Below are 16,945 nucleotides of genomic sequence, written 5' to 3'. Positions count from 1 at the left end.
GCGGCATGCGCGGGCTGATGCAGCTCTACACCGACCGGCCGGCGCTCGCGCAGCAAAGCTTCGCGGCCCTGGCGCGCGAAGCGCCGTTCAACGCCGGCTACGCCTCTGGCGCCGCCCTCACCGAGCGGCTGCGCGAGCACCCCGAAGCCGCGCTCGCACGCTTCGAGGCGCTGGCGACTGACGCGCCCTACGACGTCGGCGCGCGCACCGGCCACGTCGAGGCGCTGCTCGATGCCGGTGAATTCGGCGAAGCCCGCCGCCGCGCGGAATCGCTCGCCGCCGACCTGCCCGACTCTAAGCAGGTGCGCGACATGGAACGCAGGCGGCTCACCCAGGTCGGCCCACGGCTCGACGTGGACGCCGGAGCCTCCTCCGGCGGCGCGGCCATCGCCAACCGCGAATGGCGCATCGACAGCCGGCTCGCCTCGGGCCTCATCGACGACCAGTGGCGCGTGTTCTACGACCAGTCGCTGGGCCGCGGAACCACCGACCTCGGCAGCGCGAACTGGGCGCGCGGCGGCCTCGGCCTGGGCTGGCAGCGCGGCCGCTGGCTGGCCGAAGGCGTGCTGCAGCATGCGAACGGCGGCCCCTACCGCAACAGCGCGGCTGGCCGGCTCGACTACCGCGCAAGCGACGCCTGGCGGCTGTCGGCCACCTACGACGGCGACAGCAAGGAACTGCCGTGGAAAGCGCGCGTGGCCGGCATCGGCGCGCACGAGGCCGGCGCGAGCGTGGGCTACGTGGTGAACGAATCGCGCCGCTTCGACCTGAAGTGGCAGCAGCTCGACTTCAGCGACGGCAACCTGCGCAGCGGTCTCGGCCTCGGCTGGCGCGAACGCTGGGTGAGCACGCCGGCGTTCCAGCTCGAAACGACGCTCGGCGCCGACGCGAGCCGCGGCCGCGACATCGACACCGCGCCCTACTTCAACCCGTCGAGCGACGGCAGCGCGCAGCTCTCGGCACGCGCGCAATGGCTTGGCTGGAAGCGCGACGACCGACAGTTCTTCCACGTCGTCGAGCTCGGCGGGGGCACCTATCGGCAGGCGGGCTTCGGCAGCGGCCCGACGTGGAGCCTGCGCTACGAGCACCGCTGGAACCTCGGTTCCAAGCTCGCGCTGCGCTACGGCCTGCGCATTGCCAGCCACCCCTACGACGGCGTGCGCGAACTACAGCGCGGCGTTTTCCTGAACCTCTCGATGCCCCTGCAGTGATGCGAACGACGAACAACCCTTTCACCTTCCTGCGCGCGGCCCTTGCGTGGCTGCTGCTGGCGCTTTCGCTGCCGGCCCTTGCGCAGCCCCTGCCGAGCGCCGACCCCGACGACGGCGTGAGCTTTCGCGTGATCGCCTTCCACGACGTGCGCGCCAACGTGCGCGCGAGCTTCGAAACCTCGCCCGAGGCGACCGCGGTGGACGAGCGCACCTTCGCCGAGACCTTGGCCTGGCTGCAGTACAACGGCCACCACCCGGTGAGCCTGCAGCAGATCGTCGATGCGCGCGCCGGCGGCAAGCCGCTGCCGCCCAAGCCCGTGCTGCTGACCTTCGACGACGGCTATCGCAGCGCCTACACCAAGGTGTTCCCGCTGCTCAAGCGCTACAACTACCCGGCGCTGTTCGCGCTGGTGACGAGCTGGCTCGAGGTGCCCGAGGGTCAGCCGGTGCACTGGGGCGACAAGCCCGCGCCGCGCGAGAACTTCCTGCTGTGGAGCGAGGCCGCCGAGATGGCCCGCTCGGGCCTCGTCGAATTCGCGAGCCACAGCGACGCCATGCACACCGGCATCCTCGCCAACCCGCAGGGCAACATGCTGCCGGCCGCTGCCACGCACCGCTACGACCCCAAGACCGGGCGTTACGAGGACGATGCCGCCTACACGCAGCGCATCGAGTCCGACCTGCGCCGCAGCCGCGAACTCATCGAAAAGCGCACCGGCGCGAAGGTGCGCTCGATGGTGTGGCCCTATGGCGCCTACAACGCGGCAGCGCTGAAAGCCTCCGAGCGCGCGGGCATGCCCATCACCCTCACGCTGGACGACGGCTCGAACACGCCGACGGTGCCGCTCGCGCGCGTCCGCCGCGCGCTTGCGGAGTACGACAACGAGGCGCCCGAATACGCCCGGCTGCTGCGCAGCCCCGCAGGCGGCGAGGTCTGGCCCGTCAACCGCGTGATGCACGTGGACCTCGACTACGTGTACGACCCCGACCCGGCCCAGCAGGAGCGCAACCTCTCGAAGCTGATCGACCGCGTGGCCGCCGTGCGCCCGCGCTCGGTGTTCCTGCAGGCCTACGCCGACCCCGACGGCGACGGCGTGGCCGACGCGCTGTACTTTCCCAACCGGCACCTGCCGATGCGCGCCGACCTGTTCAGCCGCGCGGCCTGGCAGCTGCGCAGCCGCGCCGGCGTGAAGGTCTATGCATGGATGCCGGTGACGGCCTTCCGCCTGCCGGCCTCGAATCCGCTCGCCACCCACACGGTGATGGCGCAGGGCGGCGCGATGCCGGCCGGCCGCTACCACCGGCTCACGCCTTTCGACCCCGCGGTGCGCGCGCTGGTCGGCGACATCTACGAAGACCTCGGCCGCCACGCCTTCTTCGGCGGCCTGCTGTTCCACGACGACGCGACGCTGTCCGACGACGAGGATGCGAGCCCCGCCGCCCTCGCCACCTACGCCCGCTGGGGCCTGCCGGCCGACGTGGCCGCGATCCGCGCGAAGCCGGAACTGACGGCGCGCTGGACCGCCGCCAAGACGCGCTACCTGATCGACTTCACGCACGAACTGGCCGCGCGCGTGGGCGCATGGCGGCCCGCGCTGGAAACCGCGCGCAACCTTTATGCACGACCGGTTCTCGACCCCCAGGCCGAGCAATGGTTCGCGCAGAACTACGAGGCCTCGCTCGCGGCCTACGACTACGTCGGGCTCATGGCGATGCCGCGCATGGAGCGCGAGGCCCGAACCGACGCCGACAGCGATGCCTGGCTCTCGCGGCTCGCGCAGCGTGCGGCCGGCACGCCGCGCGGCCTCGACGGCACCGTGTTCGAACTGCAGGCGCGCGACTGGCACACCGGCAAGCCCGTGCCCGACGCCGAGCTCACCCGCCAATGGACGCTGCTGCAGCGCGCCGGCGTGCGCCACCTGGGCTACTACCCCGACGACTTCCTGAACGACCAACCCTCGCTGGAAACCGTGCGCCGCGCGATCTCGATGCGCACGCTGCTGCCGCGCGCGCTGCGTGCCCCGGCCGCCGCGACGACCCCTGCACAGCCCGCGCCATGAGCACCGTCCAGATCCTCGCGCACTCGTTGCCCACGCTGCTGTTCGGCTTCGTCTTCTACTACCCCTTCTTCATGGCCTACGTGTGGATGGCGGGCGGTCTCTCGCATGCATGGGTGTTCGAGCGCAGGCGCGACGCCGACGCCAATCCGCTCGACTCGCTGCCCTCGCGCCCGCTGGTCACGGTGGTGGTGCCCTGCTTCAACGAAGCGCCGCACCTGCGCGAGGTGATCGAGCAGCTGATGCGCACGCGCTACCCGCACTACGAGGTCATCGCCGTGAACGACGGCAGCACCGACGGCACCGGCGAGCTGCTCGACCAGATGACGCAGGAATACAGCCGCCTGCGCGTGATCCACAACGCCAGCAACCAGGGCAAGGCGGTCGGGCTCAACACCGCCTGCCAGCTCGCGCGCGGCGAATACATCCTGGGCATCGACGGCGATGCGCTGGTGGACGTCGACGCCATCGCATGGATGCTGCGGCCGATGCTGCGCTCCGAACGCATCGGCGCGGTCACCGGCAATCCGCGCATCCGTACGCGCACCACGCTGCTCGGACGCATGCAGGTGGGCGAGTTCTCTTCGATCATCGGGCTCATCAAGCGCTCGCAGCAGCTGGTGGGCACGCTCTTCACCGTCTCGGGCGTGCTCGCCATGTTCCGGCGCCGCGCCGTGATCGAGGTCGGCTTCTGGAGCCCCGACGTACTCACCGAGGACATCGACATGAGCTGGAAGCTCCAGCTCGGCGGCTGGAAGCTGCGCTTCCAGCCGCGCGCGCTGTGCTGGATCCTGATGCCCGAGACCTTGCGCGGCCTCTGGAAACAGCGCCTGCGCTGGGCCGTCGGCGGCATCCAGACCATGCTGCGCTACACCTCGCGCATCCTGCGGCCGCGCCACTGGCGGATGTGGCCGATCTACCTGGAATACATGACCAGCGTGGTGTGGGCCTATTGCATGGCAGCGGTGCTGGCGATCGGCCTCGTGCGGCCGCTGCTGCCGGCGAACTCGTCCTGGCATTCGGCGCTGCTGCCGCACTGGCAAGGCACGCTGCTGGCCATGACCTGCATCCTGCAGATGCTGCTGAGCCTGTGGATCGACCGCCGCTACGACCGCGACCTGATGCGCTATTTCGCCGGAACGATCTGGTACCCGATCGCCTTCTGGATCATCACGATGGCGACCACCGTCGTCGCCCTTCCCAATGCTCTGATACGCCGCCGCGGCAAGCGCGCGGTGTGGACGAGCCCCGACCGAGGAGTTTCCGATGCGCCCTGAGACCCATGCCCCAAGCCGCCTGCACGAGACGCACGACGACAGGCCGCCCCCGAGCCGCCAGCGCTCCTGGGGGCAGCCCGCGGTGGACGAGCCGATCATCGACGCTGCACGAATCCCGCTGCGCGCCTTCGGCTCGGGCCGCTCGCCACTGCGCACGCTGGCCATGTATCTGTGGCTGCGCGTGCTGCGCCCGGCGGTCACCCTCGGCGTCTGGCTCTGCGCGATCTGGTACGCATGGCCCTATGTGCTCGGCGCGCGCTCGCAGCCCGAGGTGATGCAGCTGCTCGGTTTCTATGCCATCGCGATCGGCGCGATCATGGTCTCGATGCTGGTGATGGCGCCGCTGCGCCGCCGCCAGCAGACGCGCGAGACGCCGCCGGACCAGGAACAGTCGTCGCTGTTCGCGCTGGCCTCCTACATCGAGGTGCCGCCGGCGCGGCTGTCGGCCTGGCAGCGCGCGCGGCAGCTGCTGGTGCACCACGACAACAACGGCCACCTGCGCGACGCCACGGACACCGCGCCGGGAGCGCTGGAGCCCGAGCCGCTGCAGCGCGCGGCCGCGGGGCACTGACGCCGGACGGGCACGGCGGCATACGGCCGCATCCGTGCAGGGGTTTCGCGGCGGTGCTCCAATCGCCGCCACACTCCACCCTCCACCCTCCACCCTCCATCAAGGACTCTTTCATGGATCTCCAGCTCCAGGACCAGCACGTTCTCGTCACCGGCGGCAGCAAGGGCATCGGCCTGGCGTGCGCGCTGGGTTTCCTGCGCGAAGGCGCACGCGTGAGCCTCGTGTCGCGCGATCTCGTCAATCTGGAACAGGGCCGCAGGACGCTGGTGGATGCCTTCGCGCAGGCCGAAGGCCGGATCTCGGTGCATGCGGCCGACCTCAAGGACCCGGCCGGCGCCGTGGCCGCGCTCGACGCGGCCGAGCAGGTGTTCGGTGCGGTCGACGTGCTCGTCAACTCGGCCGGCGCCGCGCGCCGCACCCCGCCCGACGAACTGACGGCCGCGTCGTGGCACGACGCGATGGACGCGAAATACTTCACCTACATCCACATGATCGACCCTGTGGTGAAGCGCATGGGCCAGCGCGGCCGCGGCGCCATCGTCAACGTGATCGGCCAGGGCGGCAAGGTCGCGAGCCCGGTGCACATGGCCGGCGGCGCGGCCAATGCAGCGCTGATGCTGGTGAGTGCCGGCATGGCCGCGGCCTATGCCGCCAAGGGCGTGCGCGTGAACGCGGTGAACCCGGGGCTCACGCTGACCGAACGGCTGCAGGAAGGCATGAAGGCCGACGCGAAGCTGCAGGGCATCGGCACCGATGAGGCGCTGGCGCGCGCCAAGGCACGCCTGCCGCTGGGGCGCATCGCGACGCCCGAGGAAATCGCCAACACGGTGGTCTTCCTCGCGTCACCGAAGGCGAGCTACGTGACGGGCGCCATCGTGGCGATGGACGGCGCGGTGACGCCGATGATCTGAAGGCGCGGTTTCAAGCGCCGCCGCCCTCACCCCAACCCTCTCCAGGAGGGAGAGGGAGCCGATCCGGAGCAGCCTCTTTACTCAGGCAACAGCCTGCAACGCCTCGAACTTCAGCGCCAGGAAATCGACGAACGCCCGCACGCGCGCGGGCACGAAGCGCCCGCTCGGCAGCAGCGCATGCAGCGGGTAGGGCTCCGTCTCCCAGTCGGGCAGCAGGCGCACGAGGCGGCCTTCGCGGATGTCGTTGCGCACGTCGAGCGCGGACTTGAGCGACACGCCGTAGCCCGCCACCGTCCATTCGCGCGCGAGCGAGGCGTCGTCCACGCTGCGGTTGCCGTTCACGCGCACTTCGGTCCACTGGCCGTTCTGCGCGAAGCGCCAGACGCGGTGGCGGCGCCCCGAGCGGTTGAAGATCAGGCAGTTGTGGTGCACCAGGTCGTGCGGCACCTTCGGCGCGGGATGGCGGCGCAGGTAGCCCGGTGACGCCGTGAGCACCGGGTTGGTCAGCGCGAAGGGCCGCGCCACCAGGCGCGAATCGGCCAGCGCACCGTAGCGCAACGCCACATCGACCTCGTCGCGCATCACGTCCAGTGGACGGTCGCCGACCGACAGCGAGAGCTGCACGCCGGGATGCAGCGCCAGGAATTCGTCGAACCACGGCAGCAGCGTGCTGCGCGTGAGGTCCGAGGGCGAAGCCACCCGCAAGGTGCCGACCAGATCGCCGCGGTCGGCCGTGACGAGCGACTCGCCCTCGTCCAGCAGCTCGAAGGCGCGCACCGCGTAGTCGAGCAGCGTCTGGCCCTGCGGCGTGAGGCGCATGGCGCGCGTGGAGCGCTCGAACAGGCGCGCGCCGAGCTGTGCCTCCAGCCGCTTGAGCGTGGCGCTGGCGGCCGCGGGCGTGATGCCCAGCGCATGCGCCGCCGCCGTGAGCGTGCCGCCGCGCGCTGTCTGCACCAGTACCTGCAGGTCGGAGAGATTTTCAATCTTCATTTGAAAGTGTTGCTGATTCAAGCCGCCTTATCAAACCTTCCTTGCAATCCTACAGTTCAGGCATCGTCACTGAAAGGTTCCTCCCCATGAAAGCCGTCGGCTACTACCAGCCCCTTCCCATCGACAACCCCGAATCGCTGCAGGACATCGAGTTGCCCGCCCCCGTGGCCGGCCCGCGGGACCTGCTGGTGCGCGTGAAGGCGGTGTCGGTCAACCCCGTGGACACCAAGGTCCGCAAGAACGCCGCACCCGAGGCCGGCCAGGCCAAGGTGCTGGGCTGGGATGCCGTGGGCACGGTCGAGGCCATCGGCAGCGGCGTGAAGAACTTCAAGGTGGGCGACCGCGTGTACTACGCGGGCTCGATCGTCCGCCCGGGTGCCAACGCCGAACTGCATGCGGTGGACGAGCGCATCGCGGCGATCGCGCCGAAGACCCTCGACGACGCGCAGGCCGCCGCGCTGCCGCTGACCACCATCACCGCGTATGAACTGCTGTTCGACCGCCTGCGGGTGCCCAAGGGCGGCGGCGAAGGCCAGACGCTGCTGATCACCGGCGGCGCGGGCGGCGTGGGCTCGATCCTGATCCAGCTCGCGCGCCAGCTCACGAAGCTGCGCGTCGTCGCCACCGCCTCGCGCGCCGAAACGCGCGAATGGTGCCTGGCGCTCGGCGCGCACACCGTCATCGACCACTCGAAGCCGCTCGCGGCCGAGCTCAAGGCGGCCGGCATCGGCGAAGTCGACATGGTCGCCAGCCTCACGCAGACCGAGCAGCACTACGCGCAGATCATCGAGAGCCTCAAGCCCCAGGGCCAGATCGCGGTGATCGACGACATGAAGATGCTCGATGCGATGCCGCTGAAGACCAAGTGCATCTCGCTGCACTGGGAAATGATGTTCGCGCGCTCGCGCTTCGAGACGCCGGACGTCGCCGAGCAAGGCGCGCTGCTGGCGGAGGTTGCGGCGCTGGTCGACGCGGGCCGCGTCCGCACCACCGCCAATGCGAGCTTCGGCACCATCAATGCGGCGAACCTGAAGAAGGCGCATGCGCTCATCGAGAGCGGCAAGGCGCAAGGGAAAGTCGTGCTGGCCGGGTTCTGAGCTACGTGGACTGCCACGGCAGCCCGCGCATGCGCTCGCGCTTTTCTTCCTCGTCGAAGTGCGCGAGCGAAGGCTTGATGAGGTCGCTGCGCGCCACGATGCCGGCCAGCGCGAGCGATTGCGGGTCCTTCACCACCGGCAGCCGTTCGAGCCGGTGGCGCGCGAGCCGGGTCGCGACGGCGCGGCAGTTCTCGCCAGGCAGCGCGAAGTACAGCGGCGCGTCGGCGCAGGCATCGCCCACGGTTGCGATCGGGTCGCACGTACCGCGCGCGGCCAGCATCGCGCGGTCGGCCACGCCGATCACCGCGCCGTTGCGCAGCACGGGGAACGCACGGTGCGCCTGCCCTTCGCCGAAGTAGCTGAACAGCGCCTGCGCCACCGGCATGGCCGCGTCGATGCTGCGCACCTCGCGCGTCATCACCTCCTCGACCGAATGCCGCTCCAGCGGATCGATGCCGTACTCGCGGTAAATGTGATAGCCGCGGCGCGCGATTTTCTCGGTGAGGATCGAGCGGCGCATCGTGAGCACCGTGAAGCCGTAGGCCACGGCAGAGGTGGTCAGCAGCGGCAGCAGCGCATTGCTGTCGTGCGTGAGCCCGAAGGCGAAGATGGTGGCGGTGAGCGGCGCACGCATCACGCCGCCCAGCGTGGCCGCCATGCAGACCAGCGGCCACAGCATCGGGTCGTTGCCCGGCAGGATGTGCGAGAGCACCACGCCCAGGCCGGCGCCCATCATCAGCAGCGGCGCCAGCACGCCACCCGAGGTGCCCGAGCCCAGCGAGATGACCCAGATGACGGCCTTCACCGCCAGCAGCGCGATCACCACGCCGAGCGCGAGGTGGTTGTGCAGCAGGTCGCCGATCACGTCGTAGCCCACGCCCAGCGCACGCGGCTGCAGCCAGCCGCCGATGCCGACCGCGAGGCCGCCGATGGCGGGCCACCACATCCAGTGCAGCGGCAGCTTGCCGAACCAGTCTTCCACCTTGTAGAGCGAGATCGACAACGACGCCGACAGCGCGCCGCACAGCACGCCGGCGATCACGCACGACAGCATGGCGAGCGGGCCGGGCACGGCCGTCTGCAGCGGGAACAGCGGGCCGGCGTCCATCAGCAACGGCCGCGCGAAGCCCGCCACCGCGCAGGCCACGGCCACCGGCAGCAGGCTGCGCGGGCGCAGTTCGAACAGCAGCAGTTCGACGGCCAGCAGCACCGCCGCCACGGGCGTGCCGAACACGGCCGTCATGCCGGCCGTGGCGCCCGCCACCAGCAGCGCCTTGCGCTCGGCCGCCGTGAGATGAAAGTGCTGCGCGATCAGCGAGCCGATGGCGCCCCCGGTCATGATGATCGGCCCTTCGGCGCCGAACGGGCCGCCGCTGCCGATGACGATGCCCGAGGACAGCGGCTTGAGCAGCGCGACCTTCGGCGACATCTTGCTCTTGCCAAACAGGATCGCCTCGATGGCCTCGGGAATGCCGTGGCCGCGGATCTTGTCGGAGCCGTAGCGCGCGACCAGGCCGACGATCAGACCGCCTATCACCGGCACCACGATGACCCAGGCGCCCAGCGTGTGCGTGGCCGGCGAACGGTCGGCCAGCGAGAAAGTCTGGAAGAAGAACAGGTTGGTGAAGAAGCGGATCAGGTCGAGCAGCACGCGCGCGGCCACGGTGCTGACGGCGCCGATGACGGCCGCCATGACGGTGATGCGCATGAGGCGCGTGTTGAGCGCGAAGTCGCCGCGCGGCGGATGGGAGTTGGCTTTGGAGCTCATGGAATTTCCGGAAGATCGATTTGCGGCACGTCGAACACGCCCTTGAGCGAGCGCAGTTCCGCGCGGTGGAGCTCGGCCAGCCGCAGCAGCAGCTTCTCGCCCTCGGCGAGCAGGTGCACCTCGACCTGCCGGCGGTCCGTTTCGCTGGGCCGGCGCTGCACCAGTCCGAGCGCTTCGCAGCGCGTGACGAGCGCAACCGCGCCGTGCGGCTGCAGCTGCAGGCGTTCGGCGATCTCGCCCACCGAGGCCCAGTCGCGGCCGGGCACGCCCTTGATGTGCAGCAGCACCAGGTATTGCTGCGGCGTGAGGCCCTCGGCCTGCGCGGCGCGCTCGGAGAAGCGCTCGAAGCGGCGCATCTGGTAGCGGAACTGGGAAAGCGCCTCGAAGTCTTTCTTGGCGAGCTTGCGGGGGGTGGAAGCCATGGCGATGGGAGATGCCGGAATGGCCGAAATATATCACGTCGTGACATATATACCGTGCGACACAATGGGTGCATGACCGCCGACCCCATCGAATTCGACACTCCGCGCCTGCGCTTGCGCCAGTGGCGCGAGAGCGATCTGGCGCCCTTCTTCGCGCTGGCTTGCGACCCGCAGGTGATGGAGTTCCTGCTGCCGCTGCCCACGCGCGCCGACAGCGATGCGCTGGCCGATCGCATCCGCGCGCGCTTCGCGGAAAACGGCTGGGGCTTGTGGGCGGTGGAGCACAAGGCGTCCGGCGGGTTCATGGGCTTCACCGGCCTGAACTCACCGGCGGTCACGCTTGCGTTCTCGCCGTGCGTCGAGATCGGCTGGCGATTCGGGCGCGGCTGGTGGGGCCAGGGTTTCGCGAGCGAGGCCGCACGCGCTGCGCTGCAGGTCGGCTTCGAGCGGATCGGGCTGGACGAGATCGTCGCCTTCACCGCCTGGAACAACACGCGCTCGAGCGCGGTGATGGAGCGCATCGGCATGAAGGAAGACGCGGCCGGCGCCTTCGACCATCCGCTGGTGCCCGAAGGACACGCACTGCGCCGGCACAGGCTCTACCGCATCGCCCGACCGCAGCGCTGAAGAAAGCTACTTCGCCCTCGACACCCGCCACACGGCGTTGCCGACATCGTCGGCCACCAGCAGTGCCCCGCCCTTGTCGAGCGCCACGCCCACCGGCCGGCCCTGCGCCTTTTCGTCGGCGGTCAGGAAGCCGGTCAGCACATCGACCGGCGGTCCGCTGGGCTTGCCTCCGATGAAGGGCACGAACACCACCTTGTAGCCCGACTTGGGCTTGCGGTTCCACGAGCCGTGCTCGCCGATGAAGACGCCGCTGGCGAACTGCTCGGGCATGCCGCCCGGGCGCGAGAACGCCATGCCCAGCGGCGCGACGTGCGCGCCCAGCGCGTAGTCGGGCGCGATGGCCTTGGCCGTCATCTCGGGGTTCTGCGGCGTGACGCGGGCGTCGACGATGCCGCCGTAGTAGCTCCAGGGCCAGCCGTAGAAGGCGCCGTCCTTCACCGAGGTGAGGTAGTCGGGCACGAGGTCGCTGCCGATCTCGTCGCGTTCGTTCACCACGGTCCACAGCGCCTTCGTGTCCGGGTCCCAGCCCATGCCGTTGGGGTTGCGCAGGCCGCTCGCGAACAGGCGCTTCTCGCCGCTCTTCGTGTCGACTTCCCAGATGGCGGCACGGCCCTCTTCAGCCGCGAGGCCGTTCTCGCCGATGTTGCTGTTGGAGCCGACCGTCACATAGAGCTTGCTGCCGTCGGCATTGGCGATGACGTTCTTGGTCCAGTGGTGGTTGATGCCGGCGGGCAGCTGCGTCACCAGCGTCGGGTTGGCGCTGATGGAGGTCTGGCCCTCGGTATACGGCACCTTCACCAGCGCGTCGGCATTGGCGATGAAGAGTTCGTTGCCGACCAGCGCCATGCCGTACGGCGACATCAGGTTGGTCATGAACACCTGCTTCACCTCGGCGAGGCCGTCGCCGTCGGCGTCGCGCAGCAGGGTGATGCGGTTGGCGCTGGGCACGCCCGCGCCGGCGCGGGCCATGAGCTTGCCCATGACCCAGTTGCGCACCTTCGCGACCACGCCGCTGCCGCCGTCGCTGCTGCCGCCCGGCTTGGGCGGCTTGTTGCTCTCGGCCACGAGGATGTCGCCGTTGGGCAGGGTATAGACCCAGCGCGGATGGTCGAGGCCGCGCGCCAGTGCCGTCACCTGCAGGCCTTCGGCGGGGATGGGCGAGGCGGTGTCGGTCCAGCCGACGGCGGTCGCGACGTTGACGGTGGGAATCAGGGTCTTGTTCGGCTGGGCCAGTTGCGGGCGAGGGCCGGTCGTGAGCTCCGGGGCCAGCTTGGCGGTCTCGCCGCAGCCGGCGACAAGCAGCAGCGCGGCGGCCAGGGCCAGTGCGGATGCTTGCTGCGGTGCTGTCATGCGTATTCCTTGCGCGGCCGGGTGCCGCATGCACCGGATGATCCCCAGCCGGGCAGCCCCGGGGTTGTCGGCCACGGGCGCTTTCTGGCGTGGGCGCACCTCATTTGCGCATCGCCGCTACCATCGCCGGATGACCGACGACCTGTTCCGAGCCGACGCCTACCTGCGCACCTGCGACGCCCGCGTCCTGCGCATCGACGAAACCGGCATCGTGCTGGACCGCACGGTGTTCTATCCGCTGGGCGGCGGACAGGCCGGCGACACCGGCGTGCTGGCGCTGGCCGACGGGCGCGAACTGGTCATTGCCGACACCCGCAAGGCCAGGAACGAAGAAGGCCAGCCCACGAATGAATTCGTGCACGTGCCCGCCCCGGAACAAGCCGACCTGCTGGCCGCGCTGAAGCCCGGCGACACCGTGACCGCCCGCCTCGACTGGGAGCGCCGCCATCGCCTGATGCGCTTCCACACCGCCTCCCACCTGCTGTGCCACCTCGTGCCGGTGCCGGTGAACGGCTGCTCCATCACGCCCGAATACGCACGCATCGACTTCCACATGACCGATCCGCTGGACAAGGAAGCGCTGACCGCCGGGCTCGCGAAACTGGTCGAAGCGGCCCATCCGCTGACCGTGGGCGCCATCACCGACGAGGAACTCGACGCCAACCCCGCGCTGGTCAAGAGCATGAGCGTGCAGCCGCCGCGCGGCACGGGCACGGTGCGCACCATCCGCATCGGCGGCGACGGCGATGCCCAGATCGACTTCCAGCCCTGTGGCGGCACGCATGTTGCAAACACTTCCGAGATCGGGGCGGTGATGGTCACCAAGATCGAGAAGAAGAGCGCCAACAGCCGCCGCGTGGTGCTGGGCTGGGCCCCTGCGGCGGCCTGAAACGGCCCGGAACTTCGCCCCCATTGAATGCTCCGACTGACGGCATGATCTTTTCGCGCATCCATTTCGCTACGCTTCTGATAGCAATCTCCGCAGCCAGCATGCCGGCTGCGGCGCAATTGGCTTCCAAACCAGGCGCCGTGGTGACCACCCCCCACGTGCGCGCCGAACTGATCGCCCACGCCCCCGACGGCGTGGCGCCCGGCGCCCCGGTCTGGGTCGGCCTGCAGATCACGCACCAGCCCGAGTGGCACACCTACTGGAAGAACGCCGGCGATTCGGGCCTGCCCACCGAGATGGCGTGGACGCTGCCGGCCGGCGTGTCCACCGGCGAGATCGCCTGGCCGGTGCCGACGAAGATCCCGGTCGGCAACCTCGCCAACTACGGCTACGAAAACACCGTGCTGCTGCCGGTGCCGCTGGAGGTGTCGACGCTCTACAAGCCGCCGGTGGCGCTGGGCGGCGGCACGCCGGCCATGGACATCCGGCTCAAGGCTTCCTGGCTGGTCTGCCGCAAGGAATGCATCCCCGAAGAAGGCACGTTCACGCTGCCCCTGCCGCTGCAGGGCTCGACCGCGCTGCACAAGGCCGAGTTCGACGCCGCACTGGCGGCCCAGCCGCAGCCGCTGGCCAAGGCCGGCACCATCGAGGTCGATGGCCACAACCTGAAAGTGCGCCTCGAAGGCCTGCCCGCCGCCGTGCAGGGCAAGACGCTGGGCTTCTTCCCCGAGACCCCCGAGGTGATCCGCACCGCGGCCGTCTCCGGCAAGGACTGGACCCAATCCTGGCAGGGCGGCACCTGGACGGCGACGCTGCCGCTGGCCGATCAGCGTAGCGCGAGCCCCACGGTGATGCCGGTGGTGGTGGCGCTGGCCGAGGCCGACCGGCAGGCCGGCCAGCCGGTCGGCCTGGCGCGCCGAAGCGCCGGTCACGGGCGCCTGGCCGGCAGGCGCTGCGCCGCGCGCCGAGGTGTCGCCGGCGCTGCAGGCTGCGCTCACCGCCAATGCGGCCAAGGCAACAGCCCCGGCCGGCGATGCTCCGGCGCCCTCCTCGACCACCTTCATGGCCGCGCTGCTGGGCGCGCTGATCGGCGGCCTGCTGCTCAACCTCATGCCCTGCGTGTTCCCGATCCTCGCGATCAAGGTACTGGGCTTCGCGCGGCAGGCGGGCAACGCCAGCGCGCACCGCAAGGCCGGGCTGGCCTACACCGGCGGCGTGATGCTGTCCTTCCTCGCGCTGGGCGGCGGCATGCTGGCGCTGCGCGCGGCCGGCGCCGGGCTGGGCTGGGGCTTCCAGCTGCAGTCGCCGGGCGTGGTCGCTGCGCTGGCGGCGCTGTTCACGCTGATCGGGCTCAACCTCGTGGGCGTGTTCGAGTTCGGCCGCGCGGCGCCCTCGTCGGTGTGCAGCGCGCAGGCCAAGCACCCGCTGGCCAACGACTTCCTCTCCGGCGTGCTCGCCGTGGTCATCGCCTCGCCCTGCACCGCGCCGTTCATGGGCGTGTCGCTGGGTTTCGCCATCGGCCTGCCGGCCGGCCAGGCGCTGCTGCTGTTCGCGGCGCTGGGCTTCGGGCTGGCGCTGCCGTACCTCGTGGCCGGCTTCGTGCCCGCCGTGGCGTACCTGCTGCCGAAGCCCGGCCCGTGGATGGGCACGCTGCGCCGCTTGCTCGCCTTTCCGATGTTCGCCACCGTGGCGTGGCTGGTGTGGGTGCTGGGCCAGCAAAGCGGCATCGACGGCGCGGGCACGCTGCTCGCGCTGCTGGTGTGCCTGGCCGCCATCGTCTGGGCGCTCACGCTGCGCGGGCGCACGCGGGTCGTGATCGCCACCGTGCTGATCGGCTTCACGGCCGTGCTGACCGCCACCATCGGCCGCAATGTGCTGCAGGTGGTGGAGCCGGCCCGGCTGGCGGCGGCATCCGGCACCGCCGGCCAGCGCTGGCAGCCCTGGTCCGCCGAGCGAGTGTCCGAGCTGTCGGGCGCCGGCCAGCCGGTGTTCATCGACTTCACCGCTGCGTGGTGCGTGACCTGCCAGTACAACAAGAAGAGCACGCTCTCCGATGCCGCGGTGCTGGCCGACTTCGACGCGAAGAAGGTCGCCATGCTGCGCGCCGACTGGACCCGGCGCGACCCCGCCATCACCGCCGCGCTCACCGCGCTGGGCCGCAGCGGCGTGCCGGTGTACGTGCTGCAGGCGCCGGGCAAGCCGCCCGTCGTGCTGACCGAGATATTGGGCAAGGACGAAGTCCGCGCCGCCCTCGCCGCGCTTTGACCACCAGCGTGACATGGGTTGTCACATGCACTTGAAGAAACCGTTCTAAGCTGCAGTTGTTGTTTGGAATTTGTTCTGGAGTTCAAGCTGGCCATGTCTCTTTCGTCAACCACAGACTCGCGCTCCCGCCGTGCCGCGCGCCATGCCCGCGCCGCACTGAGCCGGGCCTCCCGCCGTGCGGTCGTTGCCGCCGCCGTGGCGCTCGGCGCCACCTTCCTGATGGGTACCAATGCCGCCGCCGCGCCCGCGGTGGGCCAGCAGGCGCCCGATTTCATCGCCGTCGACACCAGCGGCGCCAAGCACAAGCTGTCCGATTTCGCGGGCAAGTTCGTGGTGCTCGAATGGACCAACCCCGGCTGCCCCTTCGTGCGCAAGCATTACGGCAGCGGCAACATGCCCGCCACCCAGAAGGCCGCGACCGACAAGGGCGTGGTGTGGCTGGCCATCAATTCCACCGAGCGCGCCGCCACCGACTACCTCAAGCCCGATGCGCTCGACGCCTGGATGAAGTCGCAGAAGGCCGCGCCCACCGCCGTGCTGATGGACGAGGACGGCGTCATCGGCCAGGTCTACGGCGCGCGCACCACGCCGCACATCTTCATCATCGACCCCAAGGGCACGCTGGTGTACGCGGGCGGCATCGACAGCATCGCCTCGGCGCGGGCGGACGACATCAAGACCGCGACCAACTACGTGAACCAGGCACTGGGCGAGGCCTTCGGCGGCAAGCCGATCTCGGCCGCCAGCACGCGGCCCTACGGCTGCTCGATCAAGTACAAGACCTGAGCCCGACCCGGATGGCGCAAGTCCCGGGCACCGCCGGATACGGAGCCAACGCCGCGGCGCTGGCCACCCAGTACGAAAGCCTGCGCTTCGCCGACGTACACCGCGAGGTGCTGCATCTCTTTCCCCCGCCGCCGGCCCGCGTGCTCGACATCGGCGCCGGCGCCGGGCGCGACGCGGCGGCGCTGGCCGCGCTGGGCCACCAGGTCGTGGCCGTGGAACCGACCGCCGAACTCCGCGCCGAAGGCCTGCGCCGCCACGCCGCGCTGCCCATCGAGTGGGTCGACGACCACCTGCCCGGCCTGCATCGCACCCGGGCGCTCGGCGAGCGATACGACCTGATCCTGCTGACCGCCGTCTGGATGCACCTCGACGACGCGGAACGCCGCGCCGCGATGGCGGCCCTTGCCGGACTGGTGGCCGACGGCGGGCAGATTGCAATGTCGCTGCGCCATGGCCCCGTGCCCGCGGGCCGGCGGATGTTCGAGGTGTCGGCTCAGGAGACCTGCGAGCTTGCCGAAGCGCACGGTCTGCGGCGCCGGTTTCTAGGCCAGCGCGAGGACATGCTCGGCCGCGCAGATGTGACATGGAGCGTCCTCGTCCTCGGGGCCCGGGCCTCGCGCGTGACGCTGCCAGTGACAGCTACCTGACTCGCACAGTCAGCCAGCGGTCGGGAAGCCCACCTACCCTCGGGCGAGCACATCGCCAATATCGCCCAAGGGGACAA

General features: G+C 70.2%; 14 protein-coding genes and 1 pseudogene. 11 read left to right on the top strand and 4 right to left on the bottom strand.

Going from position 1 to position 16,945, the window contains the following annotated elements:
• Nucleotides 1-5: 5 nt before the first annotated feature.
• The 5 genes from ACEN9N_RS28205 (at nt 6) to ACEN9N_RS28185 (ending at nt 6,027) form a co-directional block, all read left to right on the top strand.
• Complete coding sequence (locus ACEN9N_RS28205; protein ID WP_495656429.1) at nt 6-1,211, top strand: PgaA family protein; 1,206 nt, start codon at nt 6-8, stop codon at nt 1,209-1,211.
• Nucleotides 1,211-3,271: a poly-beta-1,6-N-acetyl-D-glucosamine N-deacetylase PgaB gene (gene pgaB, locus ACEN9N_RS28200; protein WP_495655040.1), complete on the top strand. Its 2,061-nt coding sequence runs from the start codon at nt 1,211-1,213 to the stop codon at nt 3,269-3,271. The genes ACEN9N_RS28205 and pgaB overlap by 1 nt, the downstream gene beginning before the upstream one ends.
• Nucleotides 3,268-4,545 (top strand): poly-beta-1,6-N-acetyl-D-glucosamine synthase, encoded by a 1,278-nt coding sequence (pgaC, locus tag ACEN9N_RS28195; protein ID WP_495655039.1) that lies wholly within the window; start codon nt 3,268-3,270, stop codon nt 4,543-4,545. Before pgaB ends, pgaC begins: the two co-directional genes overlap by 4 nt.
• On the top strand, nt 4,535-5,116 hold the full coding sequence (gene pgaD, locus ACEN9N_RS28190) for a poly-beta-1,6-N-acetyl-D-glucosamine biosynthesis protein PgaD (protein ID WP_495655038.1): 582 nt from the start codon (nt 4,535-4,537) through the stop codon (nt 5,114-5,116). The genes pgaC and pgaD overlap by 11 nt, the downstream gene beginning before the upstream one ends.
• Before the next feature lie 113 nt (nt 5,117-5,229).
• The gene (locus ACEN9N_RS28185; protein WP_495655037.1) at nt 5,230-6,027 is read left to right on the top strand and encodes an SDR family oxidoreductase; all 798 of its coding nucleotides are present in this window, start codon (nt 5,230-5,232) and stop codon (nt 6,025-6,027) included.
• A gap of 81 nt (nt 6,028-6,108) precedes the next feature.
• On the opposite strand, the gene ACEN9N_RS28180 is transcribed toward ACEN9N_RS28185, so the two are convergent.
• Nucleotides 6,109-7,017, bottom strand: coding sequence for a LysR family transcriptional regulator (locus tag ACEN9N_RS28180; RefSeq protein WP_495655036.1), 909 nt, complete (start codon nt 7,015-7,017; stop codon nt 6,109-6,111).
• Nucleotides 7,018-7,103: 86 nt separating this feature from the next.
• Here ACEN9N_RS28180 and ACEN9N_RS28175 point away from each other — a divergent pair, with 86 nt between their 5' ends.
• Nucleotides 7,104-8,114 (top strand): zinc-binding alcohol dehydrogenase family protein, encoded by a 1,011-nt coding sequence (locus ACEN9N_RS28175; protein WP_495655035.1) that lies wholly within the window; start codon nt 7,104-7,106, stop codon nt 8,112-8,114.
• A gap of 1 nt (nt 8,115) precedes the next feature.
• Here ACEN9N_RS28175 and ACEN9N_RS28170 read toward each other — a convergent pair whose 3' ends face one another.
• Both ACEN9N_RS28170 and ACEN9N_RS28165 read right to left on the bottom strand, forming a co-directional pair.
• Entirely contained in the window at nt 8,116-9,882 is a 1,767-nt protein-coding gene (locus ACEN9N_RS28170) for a chloride channel protein (RefSeq protein WP_495655034.1), read from the bottom strand.
• The gene (locus tag ACEN9N_RS28165) at nt 9,879-10,304 is read right to left on the bottom strand and encodes a MarR family winged helix-turn-helix transcriptional regulator (RefSeq protein ID WP_007838903.1); all 426 of its coding nucleotides are present in this window, start codon (nt 10,302-10,304) and stop codon (nt 9,879-9,881) included. The genes ACEN9N_RS28170 and ACEN9N_RS28165 overlap by 4 nt, the downstream gene beginning before the upstream one ends.
• Nucleotides 10,305-10,376: 72 nt before the next feature.
• Here ACEN9N_RS28165 and ACEN9N_RS28160 point away from each other — a divergent pair, with 72 nt between their 5' ends.
• Entirely contained in the window at nt 10,377-10,931 is a 555-nt protein-coding gene (locus ACEN9N_RS28160; RefSeq protein WP_495655033.1) for a GNAT family N-acetyltransferase, read from the top strand.
• 6 nt (nt 10,932-10,937) lie between these two features.
• On the opposite strand, the gene ACEN9N_RS28155 is transcribed toward ACEN9N_RS28160, so the two are convergent.
• Entirely contained in the window at nt 10,938-12,281 is a 1,344-nt protein-coding gene (locus ACEN9N_RS28155; protein WP_495655032.1) for a PQQ-dependent sugar dehydrogenase, read from the bottom strand.
• 130 nt (nt 12,282-12,411) lie between these two features.
• On the opposite strand from ACEN9N_RS28155, the gene ACEN9N_RS28150 reads away from it, so the two are divergent.
• The 4 genes and pseudogenes from ACEN9N_RS28150 to ACEN9N_RS28135 all read left to right on the top strand — a co-directional run bounded on the left by ACEN9N_RS28150 (nt 12,412) and on the right by ACEN9N_RS28135 (nt 16,868).
• A complete protein-coding gene (locus ACEN9N_RS28150) occupies nt 12,412-13,170 on the top strand; it encodes an alanyl-tRNA editing protein (RefSeq protein WP_413313586.1) in 759 nt (252 codons plus the stop codon).
• 44 nt (nt 13,171-13,214) lie between these two features.
• Nucleotides 13,215-15,435, top strand: a pseudogene (locus ACEN9N_RS28145) (protein-disulfide reductase DsbD family protein).
• Nucleotides 15,436-15,528: 93 nt separating this feature from the next.
• Nucleotides 15,529-16,221, top strand: a complete 693-nt coding sequence (locus tag ACEN9N_RS28140; RefSeq protein WP_495655031.1) for a thioredoxin family protein — start codon at nt 15,529-15,531, stop codon at nt 16,219-16,221.
• A gap of 11 nt (nt 16,222-16,232) precedes the next feature.
• Nucleotides 16,233-16,868 carry a methyltransferase domain-containing protein gene (locus ACEN9N_RS28135; protein WP_495655030.1) on the top strand — a complete coding sequence of 212 codons (636 nt, stop codon included), beginning with the start codon at nt 16,233-16,235 and terminating at the stop codon, nt 16,866-16,868.
• Nucleotides 16,869-16,945 lie beyond the last annotated feature (77 nt).

Source organism: Variovorax sp. Varisp46, assembly GCF_059491885.1.
Note: the sequence above shows the minus strand (reverse complement) of the source record. Positions and strands in the feature narration are given on the sequence as shown.